At 62.0% G+C, this 15,863-nt stretch carries 13 protein-coding genes; 3 read left to right on the top strand and 10 right to left on the bottom strand.

Annotation, left to right across the window (positions count from 1 at the left end):
- Window positions 1-151 precede the first annotated feature (151 nt).
- A complete protein-coding gene (locus WH91_RS03490) occupies window positions 152-1,957 on the bottom strand; it encodes a hypothetical protein (protein ID WP_046169630.1) in 1,806 nt (601 codons plus the stop codon).
- An 84-nt stretch (window positions 1,958-2,041) separates the two neighbouring features.
- A complete protein-coding gene (locus tag WH91_RS03495; RefSeq protein ID WP_052952564.1) occupies window positions 2,042-3,016 on the bottom strand; it encodes a hypothetical protein in 975 nt (324 codons plus the stop codon).
- A 181-nt stretch (window positions 3,017-3,197) separates the two neighbouring features.
- Here WH91_RS03495 and WH91_RS03500 point away from each other — a divergent pair, with 181 nt between their 5' ends.
- The 3 genes from WH91_RS03500 to WH91_RS03510 all read left to right on the top strand — a co-directional run bounded on the left by WH91_RS03500 (window position 3,198) and on the right by WH91_RS03510 (window position 6,011).
- Window positions 3,198-3,776 (top strand): nitroreductase family protein, encoded by a 579-nt coding sequence (locus WH91_RS03500; protein WP_046169645.1) that lies wholly within the window; start codon window positions 3,198-3,200, stop codon window positions 3,774-3,776.
- A gap of 130 nt (window positions 3,777-3,906) precedes the next feature.
- The gene (locus tag WH91_RS03505; RefSeq protein ID WP_052952565.1) at window positions 3,907-4,704 is read left to right on the top strand and encodes a transglycosylase SLT domain-containing protein; all 798 of its coding nucleotides are present in this window, start codon (window positions 3,907-3,909) and stop codon (window positions 4,702-4,704) included.
- Window positions 4,705-4,805: 101 nt separating this feature from the next.
- Window positions 4,806-6,011, top strand: a complete 1,206-nt coding sequence (locus tag WH91_RS03510; protein ID WP_046169631.1) for a DUF2336 domain-containing protein — start codon at window positions 4,806-4,808, stop codon at window positions 6,009-6,011.
- A gap of 13 nt (window positions 6,012-6,024) precedes the next feature.
- Here the strand turns inward: WH91_RS03510 and WH91_RS03515 are convergent, their stop codons facing one another.
- The 8 genes from WH91_RS03515 to WH91_RS03555 form a co-directional block, all read right to left on the bottom strand.
- Complete coding sequence (locus WH91_RS03515) at window positions 6,025-6,795, bottom strand: NAD kinase (protein WP_046169632.1); 771 nt, start codon at window positions 6,793-6,795, stop codon at window positions 6,025-6,027.
- Between the two features lie 361 nt (window positions 6,796-7,156).
- On the bottom strand, window positions 7,157-7,954 hold the full coding sequence (locus tag WH91_RS03525; RefSeq protein ID WP_046169634.1) for a DUF1684 domain-containing protein: 798 nt from the start codon (window positions 7,952-7,954) through the stop codon (window positions 7,157-7,159).
- A gap of 11 nt (window positions 7,955-7,965) precedes the next feature.
- Complete coding sequence (locus tag WH91_RS03530; protein WP_046169635.1) at window positions 7,966-8,712, bottom strand: ABC transporter ATP-binding protein; 747 nt, start codon at window positions 8,710-8,712, stop codon at window positions 7,966-7,968.
- A complete protein-coding gene (locus WH91_RS03535; RefSeq protein ID WP_046169636.1) occupies window positions 8,709-9,518 on the bottom strand; it encodes an ATP-binding cassette domain-containing protein in 810 nt (269 codons plus the stop codon). The genes WH91_RS03530 and WH91_RS03535 overlap by 4 nt, the downstream gene beginning before the upstream one ends.
- Window positions 9,515-10,369, bottom strand: a complete 855-nt coding sequence (locus tag WH91_RS03540) for an ABC transporter permease (RefSeq protein ID WP_046169637.1) — start codon at window positions 10,367-10,369, stop codon at window positions 9,515-9,517. The genes WH91_RS03535 and WH91_RS03540 overlap by 4 nt, the downstream gene beginning before the upstream one ends.
- Window positions 10,366-11,310, bottom strand: coding sequence for an ABC transporter permease (locus tag WH91_RS03545; RefSeq protein WP_046169638.1), 945 nt, complete (start codon window positions 11,308-11,310; stop codon window positions 10,366-10,368). The genes WH91_RS03540 and WH91_RS03545 overlap by 4 nt, the downstream gene beginning before the upstream one ends.
- 146 nt (window positions 11,311-11,456) lie before the next feature.
- Complete coding sequence (locus WH91_RS03550) at window positions 11,457-12,950, bottom strand: ABC transporter substrate-binding protein (RefSeq protein ID WP_082101975.1); 1,494 nt, start codon at window positions 12,948-12,950, stop codon at window positions 11,457-11,459.
- 645 nt (window positions 12,951-13,595) lie between these two features.
- Window positions 13,596-15,491, bottom strand: coding sequence for a bifunctional sugar phosphate isomerase/epimerase/4-hydroxyphenylpyruvate dioxygenase family protein (locus WH91_RS03555; protein WP_046169639.1), 1,896 nt, complete (start codon window positions 15,489-15,491; stop codon window positions 13,596-13,598).
- Between the last annotated feature and the right edge of the window lie 372 nt (window positions 15,492-15,863).

Raw genomic sequence — 15,863 nt, forward strand, 5'->3', positions numbered from 1 at the left:
ACCTAAAATCACGCCACAGGCGTGGTTTTGCCTGCGGCCGGTTCGAAGTCCCCCTGATGAGGGGGAGGGATTAGGCGGGATTTTGCCAAGCACTCGATAGAATTCCTCCCCCTGTCAGGGGGAGGATCGGTGGGTTGTCCCAACAAATACTCTACTTCGCCGTAGCGTCGATGGTGACCTTGCCGATCAATGCGGTTGGGTCGTCTTCGGCGGCCATGAAGTCGAGCATGCCTAGGCCTTGGGCATCTTTGGAGGTCATGTCGATGGTCAGGTGCTTGGCTTTGCCGCTGATGAAGGCACTGAGTGCTGCGCCAACCTTCTGGGCTTCGGCGGCGCCGGCCAGGATGCCGATGACGCTGCCTTCGGCCAGTCCGGCATAGACCGGGCGCAGGGTTGCCGGATCCGAGCCCTGATCTGCGGCAAAGCGGGCCAGGACGATGTCGGACAGGCCTGCATCATCGATATCGAGTTTGAGGCTACGGATGGCGACGCCCATTGCTGCGGCGAGGGCTTCGTTTTCGTCGAGACTGAACAGCGCTTCGCCGGCGTTGCCGAGTGTGCCTGAGAGCGCGACAGTGGCGAGATCGGCGCCGGTCAGCGAGAGCTCGTCGATGGTGATGGTGTCCTCGGCCTCGCTCCAGGATGCATCGACCGTGAAGCCGGTATCGACGCTGGTGATGCCCAGGTCGATCAACTGCTGCAGCTGTTCGTCATCGGTCTCCTCGGGCAGGTCGACCAGGATATTGCTGGCCGTGGTCAGCACATCTGTGGGGATGCCGTTGAAATAGGCGCCGAGCGTCAGGTCGAAATTGCCGATGCTGGCGGCAATGCGTTCGCCATCGGCCTCTGGGTCGGGGATATCGACGACGACATCGCTGAAGGCGAAGCCTTCAAAAGCCGGGACCAGGGCGCGGGCGTTGGCCATGAACCAGGCTTCATCGAGGGCCGCAGGAGCCGCCGCGATGGCAGCGAGCGGGCCCGACAGGTCCATTTCCTTGATGGTCAGGTTGCCCACCTTAATGGTGCCGTCGCCGTCTACCGCGATATCGAGGCCATCCATGGCGATGGACGGATAGATACCGGGGCTCATGCCGCCCATGGTCATGCCGGCAATGGAAAAGCTCATAGGGCGGCCTTCGTCCTCGCCCGAGCAATCAAAACCATCGAAGGTTGCTGGAGAGGATTCAAAGGCGGTGAAAAAGTCGCCGTAGATGCGCAGCAGCGTGCCGATGGTTTCGGGCGATGGATCGTCCTGGCCCTCAAGCGATTTGATCAGGCTGACCGTCTCGGCGAAGGAGGTGTTGAGCGGTCGGGCCTTCAGTTCGCCCACGCTCATGCTGCCCACCGAGCAACTGAGGTCCGGGGCTTCGAAGGTGCCGCCGGCAAACGAGACATCGGTGTAGATGGTCTGCATTTCGGACGGCGTATCGCCGTCGACGAGACCGTAAAGGCCAAGCACGCCGGCAATATTGAAGTTGGCGGCCGATACTTCGCCGAACTCACCGGTGCCCTCATCGCCCGCATCAACGGACCAGCCAGCTAGCGCAACGCTTGCTGCGTTGCCGTCGGTTACATCGGTCAGAACCAGGTCGTTGAAGGTGACGGTAGACTGGGGCGCGTCGCCGTCGACCGTGGTGGTGGTGCCGATGGTGATGGTGATGGTTGGAATGGTGATGCTGGTTGCGGTAAGGCCGGCAAGTGCATCGGCATTATCCGCCACGCCGCCGCTGAAAATGGCGCGCAGGGTGTCATCATCGACATTGGAATCGACGGCGTCGATCTCGGGAATATCGATGGTGAACGCGGTGGCTGCCACGGGTTCCGCCGCCTGTACGGCCGGCGCGTCCTTGGTCTTGGTCTTTTGCGCCCAGGCTGTAGTCGCCGGCAGGGCTACGCTCAAGAGACAGGCTGTGGCCAGAAGGCCGAGGCGCCGTCCGACATTTATGCTGAACATCATTGTGGTTTCTCCGCTTTCGGTTGTCGGCAATGTGTACTTTTGGCCGCGAGGCTTCAATAGCTAGATAGTGGGCGACGATGACGCCTAGTAGACAGCGGTCAGAACTTCGATTTCGCGTGCGGCGCCGGGCTGGACCTGGAACTCGCGGTTGAAGACCTGGCTGCCTTGCTTGGCGAGAACGGAATAGTCGCCCTCGGCCAGCACTGTAGTAGGGAAGGCGCCGAGTTCGGTAAATACCGTCGCACCGTCTGGCGTCTTGACAGTCCATTCGACGTCGGCAATGGCCTCGCCGCCGGCCTCGGAGACCAGTTTGAACGAAACCTGGCTGGCGTGATGGTAGAGTGTCGCGTCGGTCAACTGGCCCGCCTCGACCCGCAGGTCGGCACGCACCACGGCGTTGATCGAGCCGAAATGGGAGACGATGTGGTAGGTGCCGGCATTGAGCGTGACAATGTCATTGGCCGCCAGGCCTTCAGCCACCGGAGTTCGGTCGCCCTCATTGCCCGAGGTGAAAATGTCGAACTTCAGCAGGTCGACGGGAATTGGGATGTCGCCTGTAACTGCGGAATTGAGCCGCAGGGCGCCGGCATCGATGACGAAAGACTTTTCGTTGGAGCCGGGCACGACCGACAGCCCATCGCTGGTCTGAGCCCTGCCATAGGCGACATGGACCACATATTCGCCGGGTGGCAGTTCGACCGTCGCCTGGCCGAGTTCTGACTTTGCCACCAATGCCAGTTCGCCGCTGGCATCGGGGACGGTGTCGAAAATGCGCCACACGAGGCCGTCTGGGATTTGGGCGCCGTCCGGCGTGATGCGGGCCGTCAGTATTACCGGCTGGGGTACAGACGTGAGGTCGGATATCGCATCGGTGGCAGGCGTTTGTTCGGGCCGGGCGCCCCCCTGCGATGAGGGCAGGCTATCCGGATCGGGACGCGGGCGCGGCATGGGCGGCATTTCTGCAGCGGTTTGCGCGTAGGACGGTGTCGAGAGCGTAGGGACGGCGGGCGCCGCGATAGCCAGCACAAACAGCAGGGCCATGAATGGTCGCAGGCGCATCGGGTCTCCCGGGGCAAACGGATTGAATCGTTTTGGCGTCTTAGGCGGCGAATGGGGAAAAGCTGTGTCACAGAGATCGATGGATGAAAACAGCGCAATGGAGGGCGAGGCGGAATTTGTCGCATATGCTGGCGACGCCAGCCGGTTGAGGATAGAGCTTGGTCGAAATCCGGAGAGTGAGATGCCCGCCAATACTGCCCTGCGTGACTACCTGCTGACTCGCCGCTCGGTAGGAACGGCCTTTCTCAAGGAGCCGGGTCCGACCGCTGCAGAGCTCGAGCAATTGCTGACCATTGCGACGCGCGTGCCGGACCATGGCAAGATCGCGCCGTGGCGGCTGGTGGTCATCGAGGGTCAGGCGCGGATGGAGGCTGGCGCGAAGCTGGCGGAGATTTATGCGCGCAACAACCCGGGCACCGACGAGGCAAGCATCGAGATCGAGCGGCAACGTTTCCTGCCTGCGCCGCTGACCGTGGTGGTGATTTCAGCGCCCAAGGACCACCCCAAAGTGCCGGAAATCGAACAGTTGATGTCGGCCGGCAACGTCGCGTTCAACCTGATTCATGCCGCGTATGCGCTAGGCTTTGGTGCGTCATGGGTGACGCGCTGGTATGCGTTCAACGACGAAGCGGCCGCGATGCTGGGTGCAGCATTGGGCGAGCGCATTGTTGGGTTCATCCATATCGGCACGCCGACGGCCACCATCGAGGACCGCCCGCGCCCGCCTTTGGCCGATGTGGTCACCTACTGGGGCAAGTAACGTCGTGGTAGGGATGGTTAATAATCGGTTAACCGTTGCTGTGGCTTAGTGAGGCGAACGATTCTGGAGACGTTCGCCCTTCTGCGAACTTTGAGTGATCTCCGAGGCCCTCTAGAGGACAAGCCGTCAGATGGGCGTACAGCCAATTTCGGTGCCACAAAGCCTTGCCTATATGCTGACGGCAGCAGGCGACCGGAATGGCGTGGATTTCGACTATTTGTTGCAGACGGCGATCCGCGAAAGCAGTCTCAACCCGCAGGCCAAGGCGCAGACCTCATCGGCAACAGGGCTGTTTCAGTTCGTCGAGAGCACCTGGCTGCAGGTGCTCAAGGAAGAGGGGCCGCGGCTGGGCTATGGCGATATAGCCAGCAATATCAGCAAAAATGGCAGCGGCGACTACGCGGTGGCCGATCCGGCGGTGAAGGCGCAAATCCTCGAAATGCGCAAGGACCCGCAGATGGCGGCTGACCTCGCGGCGGCCTTCACCAAATCCAACGGCGAATATCTCGAAGGGCGATTCGGTCGCCGGCCCAGCGCTGGAGAACTCTACATCGCGCATTTCCTGGGCGCGCAGGGGGCGGAACGGATGTTCAACGCCGGACTGCAGGACCCTGACCAGATAGCGGCGAACCTCTTTCCCAAGCAGGCGCAGGCCAATAGGACGATCTTTTATTCGGACGGGCAGCCGCGGACCATTCGCGATGTGTATCGCGTGCTAGTAGCCAAGCATGAGGGCGCGGGCACCAGTGCCCCGTTCGCGGCGCAGCAGATGGCGGGGCAACCTGCCGCACCTGAAGTGCCTGTTGTTCCGTCGCGTTTCTCGCCGGCGAACATGTCATTCACCGGGCTGTTCAAGAACGAGGAAGAGTTGCCGGTAACCGGTACTGACGATGGCGGCGGCTTCTTTACCCAGCTTTACGCGCAGTAGAGCGCGGTGGGCTTGGGCGGTTCAAGCCTCAGGCGGTTATGGTGAACCGTTCCTTAAATCTTCGCCGCTAGGTTGAGCTCTGCCGGTGTGCGGAGTGTAAAATGGTTGCGTATCAAGAGTTCGTATCGCTGTCTCAATCGCTGGTGAGCGAAGAGCGCGGCAGTGCAGCACACTTGTCCGCGCTGGCCTACCTCAACCATTTTGGTCCTGCCGACGAGCATGCCGCGCTCTATGCCGCGCTGATCGGCTTTCTCGATGATCCATCGGTCAAGGTGCGAGCTGCGCTGGCCTACGGCCTGTTGCATTCCGGCGAAGCGCCGCGGCCTATCATGCTGGCCTTGCTGCACGACAGCGCGATTATTGCCCGCGCGGTGATCCAATATTCCCCCGTGCTGATCGATGCGGACCTGATTGGCTTGGTCAAGACGCTCGATCTGTCGATGCTGATCGCGGTCGGCCAGCGCACGGTGCTGAGCCCGCGACTGGCCGGAGCCATCGTGGCGCGCGGGCAGGGTGCGGTGACGTTGCGGCTGCTGCGCCGGCTCGATGTGGCGCTGGGCGATGTGTTACTGACCGAACTGTCCCATAGCTTGGCCGATAAGGCTGAAATGCGCGGCGCATTGCTGGCCCGCAGGGACTTGCCGGCAGCGGCGCGACTGCATCTGGTGCAGAAGGTCACCGAGGCATTGCGCGGCGCGCGTATCGTCAAGGGCGCCCTGGCGCCGGAGCGACTTGGGCGGCTATTGCGCGATAGCTCCGACACGGCGCTGTCGGCCATCGGCGAGCGCGAGGCGGTGCAGGCCAAGGCCGGCTATGTCAGCGACCTGATAGGCAGCGACAAAGTCAACACCCGGGTGCTGCTACATGCCGTGGTGACGGGCCATGTGATGTTTTTTGCGGACTGCCTGGCGGAACTGGCGCAGACGCCGCGCGGCAAAGTGTTCACCCTGTTGGAAAGCGGCAGCCGGGCAGCGCTGAACGCGCTGTTCATTCGCTGCGGCCTGGGGGAGGGCGTACGCAACCTGCTGGCCCGGCTGGTGCTGCATGCGCGCACCAGTGACCTGGCCGATGATGCTGGCGCACGGCATTTCGTGGTGACGGCGCTGACCGAAGAACTGATAGCCGAGCATGACGGCGTCATTCCCGAAGATCTGGAGGAGGCATTTGCCTATCTCAGCGAGCAGAATATCGTCTTGGCGCGCAAGGCTGCGCGCGGGGTGATGGCGGCGTTTGCGATGGAGGCTGCGGCACCAATGGCGCTGCCGTCTCCCAAAGACGAGCGTCGGCTGGCACTGCCGGCCGCCTGATTGCTGATAGAGTCTAGAAGCGGAACTGCTCACTGAGCACGCGTTCCTCGAGGCTGGTGCCTGGGTCAAACAGCAGTGTTACGCCGTGGGTACGATCTTCGCGGACTGTGACTTCCAGCACGTTCTGAAATTCGATGTTGTCAGCGACTGCACTGACCGGGCGCTTGGCGGCTTCGTGCGTTACAAAGCGAACCTCGGCGCGATTGGTCAGGATCGCTCCACGCCAGCGGCGTGGGCGGAAGGGCGAGATCGGTGTCAAGGCCAGCAATTGGGCTTCAATAGGAAGGATGGGGCCGTGCGCCGACAGGTTATAGGCGGTGGAGCCTGCCGGGGTCGACAGCAGCACGCCATCGCAGATCAGCTCGTCGAGCCGGGTTTCGCCGTCGACAATGATCTGGATCTTGGCCGCCTGATAGGTTGAGCGGAACAGCGAAACTTCGTTGAGGGCCAAGGCGATCTGTGTTGTGCCTGAGCTATCGAGCACCTGCATCGAGAGCGGGAAAATGCGCGTGCGCTGGACGGCTTCGAGGCGTTCGGCGAGATTGTCTTCGGAAAAGCCGTTCATCATGAAACCGACCGAGCCGAAATTCATGCCGTAGACTGGAATGCCGGTGCGCATGACGCGGTGTAGCGTTTGCAGCATCAGGCCATCGCCGCCGAGCGCAACGACAATCGTGGCCTCGGTTAGTGGCACTTGGCCGTAGCGCTCCATGAGCCGGTTGGCCGCGGCATTGGCTTCCGCCGTCTCATTGGTCGTGAAGTGGACGTTCAAACTGCTGGCCATGGCAACTCCGCTTGCAGTTGACTAAGCCAATGGCAGTGAGGGGGCAATGGCTACGAGGGGACTAAGTGCGTTGCGCCGTTAGCAAACCTCGTCGTGAGACTGAATGGCGCTCCTGACGAAGCGCTGCCGGTAGCCGAAGGTCATGGCGGCCTTGTGGCACTGAAGGGGGGTGTGCCCCTTCAGCACCAACCCGAGTCGTGGAGGCAGGTAGCGCTGGACCCCATGCGCAAGCTGCGGGGTCTTTGTTCCCGGTGGGACGGCGTGTTTCAGATGGCGGTGGCGGCTTTTGGTTGATGAAATCTATCTGGAGCCGCAGCAGGAAGCGCCAGGCTTTGAGGACGTTTCGCAATGCCGGGCTGTGTCAGTGGCTATCGGCAAGGCGCTTTTCGCCGGCTTCGATGCGGATCGGCAGCACGTTTTCGGTGGGGGGCAGCGGGCAGACGGCATGCTCGGTGAAGGCGCAAGGCGGGTTGATAGCCTTGTTGAAATCGAGCGTGATGGTAGTTTCAGTGACGTCTTCGCCGAACACGAAGCGCGATGCCCGATAGGTACTGTCACGCGAGGTCAGGTCCCGGATCACGATCTGCGGCGAGGACGCCGTGCCATGGGTGGCGAACAGCTCGAACAGCTGGCCATCCAGGGTGAAGACTGCTTTGTGCGTGGCTTCGACATCGGTCGGGATGGACTTGCTGGTATCGACTGTCATGCCTTTTGGGGTTTCGAGCGAAACCCATTCAGCCTCGATGCGCCACTTCGGATCGGTTTGGAAATAATCGATGCCGGTGAGCTCTGCCGGGGCCGTCGATGCTGTGTCGCGGATGCGCAGGGCGTTCTGGCCATTAAGCGTGGTGACTTCGCATAGCAGATTTTCAATGGTGAAGCGCGGTGGGTGATGCTTGTCGAGCTTGATCGCCTGCGGTGCGCCGTTCATGGGCGTGAAGCTGACGCCACCTGTGTCGCCCTGGGTGATCGAGCCGGCATGAGCAGGGCCGGCGGACAGCACGAGATCATTGTCTGCAGCGGTACCGAAGGTCACGGTCCCGGCTTCAAGCCAGAAGCGACCGATGATGTTGAGCCAGCCTTCCGGGGCCTTGAGGGCGGCGAGGCGCGTGAGCTTCCAGGCTTCGATCTGGGCGAGATAGTCGATGGGTGCGGACATGATGGGTTCCTTCAGGCTGGCATGCGCGGCACGCTGGCAAGCAGCCGCTGCGTATAGGGGTGTTGTGGATTGGCGAGGATGGTTTTGGTGTCGCCGGATTCGACGATCCGGCCCTGTTCGAGAATGACGATCTTTTCGCAGAGTGCGGCCACAACGCCGATATCGTGCGAGACGAAGACCAGGGTCATGCTGGCGCTGAGCTGTTTCAAGAGTTCAACGATGCGGATGCGGGTCGAGAGGTCGAGCGCGCTGACCGCCTCGTCGGCCAGCAGCAGGCTGGGTCCGGCGACGATGGCGCGTGCGATTGCGATACGCTGGCGCTGGCCGCCGGAGAACTCATGCGGATAGCGACCGAGAATGGTGGGTTCAAGGCCAACAGAGACCAGCGCCTCCATCACCATCTGCCTATGGTCGCGAGCGATTTTCAGTGAGCGCAGCGGTTCGGCGACGATGGATAGTACAGTCTGGCGTGGATCGAGTGAAGAATAGGGGTCCTGAAAAACGATCTGAACCTGGCGGCGATAGGCGCGCATGAACTGGGCGTTGCGAGGATCGAGGGCTGTGCCATTGAAGCTGATGCTGCCGCTGTTAGGGCGGGTCAGCCCTAGCAACAGGCGCAAGAGCGTGGATTTGCCGGAGCCGGATTCGCCGACGAGCCCGATGGTGTCGCCGGGGCCGATATCCAGGGAGACGCCAGCCAGCACGGACTTGCCGCTGGAATAGCCGAACGTCACATTATCGACCTTGAGCAGGCTCATGGTGCAGCGCCCAAAGCCGTATCGAAGGCGTGGGCGGCGGCTACGAGGGACTGTGTGTAGGCGTGTTGCGGGTGGGCGAAGACCTGGTGGACAGGACCTGCTTCGACCACTTCGCCCTGGCGCAGGACGACGACGCGGTCGACGATGCCGGCAACGACCGGCAAGTCGTGGCTGATAAACAGCAGCGCCATGTTGCGCTCCCGTACCAGCCGGTCGAGTAGGCAGAGGATCTCGGCCTGCGTGGTGACATCGAGCGCCGTAGTTGGCTCGTCGGCGATTAGCAGCGACGGTTTGCAGGCGAGGGCCATGGCGATGGCGACGCGCTGGCGTTGGCCGCCGGAAATCTCGTGCGGATAGGCGCGGGCGATGCGCTCGGGGTCGGGCAGGGCGACGTCACCCATCATGGCCAGTACTGCTGCATCGAGTTCGGTGCCACTCAGGCGTTGGCCGTCGCGGGCGGCACGGCGTCGCAGGGGCTCGGCAATCTGGCGGCCAATGCGCATCAGCGGATCGAGCGCCGTCAGCGGTTCCTGGAATACCACGGCAGCAGCGCTACCACGCAGCAGGTTGAGCTGGTGCTCCGAAGCGTCGATCACCGGTCGGCCGGCCAGTGTGATGCTGCCCGAGGCTCGGATATTAGTGGGGAGCAGGCCGGTGGCGGCCATGGCGGTGAGCGACTTGCCGGAACCGGATTCCCCGATCAGCCCGACGCGCTCGCCGGGAGCAATGGTGAGATCGACGCCGTACAGCAGGCGGACGTTTTCCGTGTGCAGGGAGAGTTGCTTGATGTCGAGCAGGGCACTCATCGGGCGCGCCTCGTCGGGTCCACGCTGTCGCGAAGGCCATCGGCGAGCAGGTTTATGCCGATGACCAGCGAGACCAGCGCAATGCCGGGGGCGATGGCGCCGATGGGGGCGGTGTAGACCGTGCCTTGGGCCTCTTGCAGCAGCCGGCCCCATGACGCGTTGGGTGGCGGAGCGCCGAGGCCGAGATAGGACAGTGACGCCTCGGCGATGGCGGCGAGGCCGAACTGCAGGGCGAAACTGACCGATAGCGTCGGCCAGATATTGGGCAGGATGTGGCGGAAGACGATCCCCAACCACGAGGTGCCGGAGGTGCGGGCGGCGGTGATGTAATCGAGCAGCAGCACGCGCTTAGTCAGGATGCGGGTGAGGCGGGCGACGATGGCAGAAAGGGCAATGCCGAGGGCGAATATGGCGGAGCCGAGGTTTGCCGTGTCGGCGGCAGCGACCACCAGCATGGCTATGAGCAGTGTCGGGAAGGCGATCAGAATGTCGAGTGTGGCGGCGAAGGCGTCGTCGAGCAGCTTGGTGGCGAAGGCGGCCAGCAGGCCGAGCGTGACGCCGATGATGGCGCCGATGGCCGCGGCGCCGGTGCCGACGATCAGCGCGATGCGGGAGCCGATCATGATCTGGGTGAGGAAATCGCGGCCGAGACGGTCGGTTCCGGCCCAATGCAGCCACGATGGGGCTTCGAGGCGGCCGCCGGTCATGCCGCTGGGATCATAGGGCGACCAGACCACCGTCAGCAGGCCGACGGCGATGTGGATGCCGACGAGCGCTATGCCAGCCCACAGGGTGAGCGAGCCGAAGCGGCGACGGCGATTTGGGGCGGCGATTTGATCGAGCGTGGTCATGATGTTCTGGTTCGGTCGCGCAGGCGCGGGTCGATCAGGCGCTGCAGCAGGTCCGCGGCGAAGCCGATCAGCAGCACCATAAGGGTCGAGACGAAGAGCACGCCCTGCACGTTGGGATAATCGCGTTGCTGGATGGCGAGCAGGAGCATGGAGCCGAGGCCGGGCAGCGAAAAGACGCGCTCGATGACCACGGCGCCGAGGAAGGTGCTGGCCAGTTCGATGCCGAGGATCGACACGACCGGGACGGCGCCATTGCGCATGCCGTGGCGGATCAGGGCTTCGGGGAAAGAGACGCCGAGGGCGCGGGCGGTGCGGATGTAGTCGCTGCCCAGCACGTCAAGCGTGGCGGCGCGGACATAGCGCAGCAGCGAGGCGGCCATGACCAGCGAAATAGTGATGACTGGCAGGACCATAGCCGTACTGGCCTCGCCAAAGTTGGCCCAGCCCTTGAGCGGAAAACCGCCGGAGGGGAGCAGGCGGAGATTGATGGCGAACAGAGTGACGAGGAGGATGCCGAGCCAGAAGACCGGGATGGCGATGCCGAGTTGCGAGACCACCGAAATAGCGGCGCCGTACCAGCGGGTGGAGCGGACGGCGGCCACGATGCCGAGGGGGACGGCAATGATCAGCGCGACGATGAAACCGAGCAGGGTCAGCGGCAAGGTGACCGACATGCGGTTGCCGATTTCATCCAGCACCGCAGCACGGCTGACAAAGGAGGTGCCGAGATCGAAGCGGGCGAGGTTGCCGACGAAGCCGAGAAACTGGGCATAAAGCGGCTGGTCCGAGCCGAGCTGGGCGCGGGCGGCGGCGATCTGCTGTTCGGTAGCGCCGACGCCTAGCAGGGCATTGGCGGGGTCGCCGGGCAGCAGGCGCAACAACAGGAACAGCACGACGGCTGCGATCAGCAAGGACAGGACAAGGATGGCCAGCCGGCGCAAGGTATAGGCGAGAATGGGACGGGTCTTTCGGAATCTATGGGCGCGTCTGTGTGTCTAGCCCAATGGCGAGGGCCGGACAAATGGCGTTTCCGCACATTTACCCGCCCCTTGAACTCGTTAGCAGACTGTTAGCGTTGAGTTAGCGCTTACTTCGCCTTCTCGATGTCATAGGCGAAGAACTGCGAGTTCAGGCCGTTGACCGGGTAGCCGGTGACGGTGGCAGCCGAGACGACGATCTGCGGGTAGAGGTAGAGCCAGTTGCCAGCGGCATCTTCGGCGATGAGCTTGTTGGCTTCCGTCAGCTTGGCAGTCTGCTCGTCGACCGAGCCGGCAGCTTCAGCATCGGCGACCAGCTTGACCACCTCGGGGTTGTTGTAGCCCCAGTAGAAATCAGGGTTGCCGTAGAACACGATGTCGCGGTGATTGACGTGTTCCTGCAGCGTCGCCTGGAAATTTTTCTCCTGGTAGATCTTGGTGTACCACTCGTTGGCGGTGATGATGTTGATGTTCACCTTGACGCCGATCTTGGCATATTCGGCCTGGAGGAACTGCGCCACGATGGGGTGCGGATCGTAATCAGGGGTGTCGAGGGTGAACTCGAAGCCATCGGGGAAGCCGGCTTCGGCCAGCAGTGCCTTGGCGCTTTCGACGTCATAGGCATCGACGGCAGTCAGATCGACATACCATGGATCGGTAGGCGGCACGAAGGAGCCGATCAGCGTACCGTATTCGCCCCAGATGAAGTTGAGCAGCTTGGCCTTGTCGGTGGCGCGGGCCAGGGCCTTGCGGACCTTGACGTTGTCGAAGGGTGCGACGCGGTCGTTATAGGCCAGCAGCTCCTTGGTCGTCGAAGCGCCTTCGGTGACGGTGTAAGCCGGGTTGCCGGTGAACTGAGCCAGCGAATCCGGGCTCTGTACCGAGGTGACGACGTCCACGGCATTGGTCAGCAGCGCATTGTTAAGCGCTGTGGCATCGGTGAAATAGGTGTAAATCACTTCGCCATTGGTGGGCGCATCGCCCCAATAGCCGTCGAAACGCGACAGCGCGAGAGCCGAACCGCGGCGCCACTCTTCGAGCGAGTATGGGCCGGTGCCGTCTTCGGTGGCGGTGATGTCGGTGGCGGCGTCGTTGACGATCCAGACATAGGACAGGTTGTAGGGCAGCGAGATCGAGCGGGTCGAAAGGGTGATGACCACGGTGGCGTCGTCGGGCGTCTCGATCGAAGTGATGGTCGAAAGGCTCTTCTTGCGCGAGCTCTTGGAGGTCTCGGCGGTGACGCGCTCGATGGAATATTTCACGTCGGCAGCGGTCAGGGGCTCGCCGGAATGGAAGGTGACGCCCTGCTTGAGGGTGAAGGTATAGACGAGGCCATCGTCGCTGACGGTGTAGTCAGCGGACAGCTTTGGCTCGACAGCGCCGGCATCGGTCAGCTGGAACAGGGCTTCATAGACGTTGCCGTTGAAGGCTTCGTTGATGCCCTGGCCTGCGCCGGCGGTGTTGTCGAGATTCTGTGGCTCATACAGCGAACCGATGCGGATGGTGGCGTCTGCATCGAAATCCTGCGCGAAGACTGCGGGAGAAACGGCGACGCTGGCCAGCAGAGCGGCAACCAGCAGGTTGCGACGGGAAATATGCGACATGAGAAAGTCCTGTCATATGGTTGAGGACGAGCATTCGCTGCAGCCTCCTGTCATAACAAATATCGCCTTCTCGGGCAAATCCCTACCGAGCCGATAGACTATAAATTCTTGTTCTACAGCCCTGCTGAAATGACTTGCCTTGAGCGACGGCAAGTCTGAAATCTCATTTCAGTTGAGTGGTTTTGCCTGAATCCGCCGACATTCCGGTGGGTGGAATTGCGCCCTGAGGCAGAACAGATTTTCGTTTGATGGCGATCGTGGACGCTCAAAAGCGAAAATTTTTCGCGATTGAAACAAAATGCCCGTGATCGGTACGCCGGGGCAAGAGCCTTTCCCGGAGCAGGGCAAGGTTAGCACACTGCTTACTCGATCAAATCGGTAGCCTATTGTACTCTGAGATGCGCCAGCGAGGTTCTCGCGGCGGCAGATTCATCTTGGGGGGGCGGCATGCTTCGCGGCATCGTCGCAGGAGATACTGAATGACCATCGCAAGACGCAGTCTTTTGTCGCTGGCCCTATACAGACACATTCGATTTTTCGTATCATCGATCACCCCAAGAACTCCGAACAAATAGGGAACGATTGGCGACAATGCTGATGATACGGTGTTTACCTCAACTATTCGCGCCAAGGTCTACTTTATAATTATGCCTCGGTCGGCATTGCCGACAGTGGCAGGGCTCGTTTCTGGGCTGCGATGCGGAAGGGTGCGTTGACGGCGCCATAGCCGCGATAGCCGCCGGTTCGCTGGACGATTTCGAAGAAGAATCCCTCGCCGACGTTGGCTGAATAGAGCTGGTAGAATTCGCCGTTTTCGTCACGGTCGTAGAGGACGCTGAATTCTCGCAACCTTGCGAGGAGGTCGTGCGGCAGGCCGAGCCTGGCTTGCAGGTCATCATAGTAGTTTGGCGATATTTCCAGCGCCTTCATGCCGTTACGGCGTGTCGCTTCGGCAGTGTGGAAGATGTCGTCAGTGGCAAAGGCTAGGTGCTGGATGCTGGAGCCGAAGGTTTCGGCGATGAAGCGACCCGCGAGGGTTTGATGGCTTTCGGCGCCGTTCAGGGTCAGCCGCAGGGTGCCAGGCTCATTCTCGATGACCTGGCTACGGACCAGTCCGGATGGATCGACTACGTCCACCATCGGGCTTTTTTCGACCACGAAGATGGAACGGTAGAACAGGATCCAGGTCAGCATCTCCTCGTAGTTCATCGTCTGAGCGACATGGTCGACCCGGCGCAGGCCGGCATCGGCCAACGCCCTGGGATCGTCGACGGTCTCGAACTCGATGTCCCACACCCGGCCAAGCGGGCCCTTTTCGTCGAGGAAGTAAATTATGCCGCCGCCAATGCCGCGAATGGCCGGGATGCTGAGCTGATCCGGGCCGACGCGCTGGCTGAACAATTGCGCGCCCAGCGCGGTGGCGCGCTCGACCGTGGCGGTGGCGTCGTCCACCATCATGCCCAGCGCGTAGGCCGAGGTGCCGTGCGTAAGATAGGCGGAGTGTGCCAAGCCCTCCCGCTCAGTGTTGATGATGATGTTGATATTGCCCTGCGTAAACCGCTCGACCGCCTTGCTGCGATGGCGTCCGGTGAGGCGGAAGCCAAGCTGGCGCAGGTGGCGTGACAAGGTCTGCGCCTCGTCTTCGTCGGCGGCAAACTCGACAAAAGCCACGCCATGCACATCGACGCGGGGCGGCAGGATCTGCACGTCGATGGCAATGTCGGGTTCAGCGTTGCGCACCTGGTCCATCAGATAGACCAGCGAGCGGTGGCCATCGGCAGCGATGGTGCGCGGCGAGCCGCTGCGGAACTGGTCATTGAAGATTTCGAGGGAGATCGGCCCGTTGTAGCCGGTTGCCGCCACCGCGCGCATGAAGTCGGTCACCGGCAAGTCGCCTTCGCCGGGCATGTTGCGGAAGTGCCGGCTCCAGTACAGCAGGTCCATGTCAATCTTGGGCGCATCGGCAAGCTGCACGATGAAAATCTTGTCGCCGGGAATCTTGCGGATCGATTCCGGATCGATGCCGCGTGACAGCGTGTGGAAGCTGTCGAGAATGATGCCGATGCTGCAATGATCGGCCCGGCGGACGATTTCCCAGGCATCGCGATGGTCGTTGACGTGGCGCCCCCAGGCGAGGGCCTCATAGCCGACGCGCAGGTTCCTCTTCGCGGCCCGTTCGCCAAGTTCGCGCAAATCGGTTGCGGCGCGATCCACGCCACCCAGCGCGAGCGGCGAGACGCTGGAGCAGACCAGCATGAGATCGGTGCAGAGATCGCCCATGAGGTCGAATTTGCGTTCGGCCCGTTCGAAGGCCTGGCTGCGCTGCGGTTCCGGCAGCCCCTCGAAATCGCGAAATGGCTGGAACAACGTGATGCTCAGGCCGAGGTCGGCAACCATCCGGGCGACATCGCGCGGCGAACGGTCATAGGCGAGGAAGTCGTTTTCGAAGATTTCAACGCCGTCGAAGCCAGACGCAGCAATGGCCTCAAGCTTCTCCCGCAGATCTCCGCTGATCGAAACCGTGGCAATCGAAGTCTTCAATGTCCGTCCTCCCCGACGTGGTGCGGAAGAGTACGAACTAGTTAGTACATTTGCAAGTGGCGGGAGGGGGGCGGGCAGAGGCAGAGGCAGAGGCAGAGGCAGAGGCAGAGGCAGAGGCAGAGGCAGAGGCAGAGGCAGAGGCAGAGGCAGAACATCTGGTGGATTTCCGGGCAGACGCGGCACGGCCGTAGTCTTTAATACCGGTCATCGTGGGTGACATCCACCCCACCCTCATTCCCTCCCCCTTGTATGTTTGCTTTGAGGCTGTGATTGACGATGATCGGCCTTGGGGCATCGTGTTTTGCGATGCTCCGGGTCAGATAGCGTGTGTCCCCTTAGAGCCAAGCGAGCTCGTCCCTGAGCACAGCCTTC

The organism is Devosia psychrophila (assembly GCF_000971275.1).
In the GTDB taxonomy this organism is placed as follows: domain Bacteria; phylum Pseudomonadota; class Alphaproteobacteria; order Rhizobiales; family Devosiaceae; genus Devosia; species Devosia psychrophila.

What these genes read in the sequence shown, in the direction of transcription:
- WH91_RS03525 (WP_046169634.1), bottom strand. Translation starts at nt 7,954, where the DNA reads ATGTCCGCACCCATCGACTATCTCGCCCAGATCGAAGCCTGGAAGCTC.
- WH91_RS03535 (WP_046169636.1), bottom strand. Translation starts at nt 9,518, where the DNA reads ATGAGTGCCCTGCTCGACATCAAGCAACTCTCCCTGCACACGGAAAAC.
- WH91_RS03500 (WP_046169645.1), top strand. Translation starts at nt 3,198, where the DNA reads ATGCCCGCCAATACTGCCCTGCGTGACTACCTGCTGACTCGCCGCTCG.
- WH91_RS03550 (WP_082101975.1), bottom strand. Translation starts at nt 12,950, where the DNA reads ATGTCGCATATTTCCCGTCGCAACCTGCTGGTTGCCGCTCTGCTGGCC.
- WH91_RS03510 (WP_046169631.1), top strand. Translation starts at nt 4,806, where the DNA reads ATGGTTGCGTATCAAGAGTTCGTATCGCTGTCTCAATCGCTGGTGAGC.
- WH91_RS03505 (WP_052952565.1), top strand. Translation starts at nt 3,907, where the DNA reads ATGGGCGTACAGCCAATTTCGGTGCCACAAAGCCTTGCCTATATGCTG.
- WH91_RS03490 (WP_046169630.1), bottom strand. Translation starts at nt 1,957, where the DNA reads ATGATGTTCAGCATAAATGTCGGACGGCGCCTCGGCCTTCTGGCCACA.
- WH91_RS03495 (WP_052952564.1), bottom strand. Translation starts at nt 3,016, where the DNA reads ATGCGCCTGCGACCATTCATGGCCCTGCTGTTTGTGCTGGCTATCGCG.
- WH91_RS03530 (WP_046169635.1), bottom strand. Translation starts at nt 8,712, where the DNA reads ATGAGCCTGCTCAAGGTCGATAATGTGACGTTCGGCTATTCCAGCGGC.
- WH91_RS03540 (WP_046169637.1), bottom strand. Translation starts at nt 10,369, where the DNA reads ATGACCACGCTCGATCAAATCGCCGCCCCAAATCGCCGTCGCCGCTTC.
- WH91_RS03515 (WP_046169632.1), bottom strand. Translation starts at nt 6,795, where the DNA reads ATGGCCAGCAGTTTGAACGTCCACTTCACGACCAATGAGACGGCGGAA.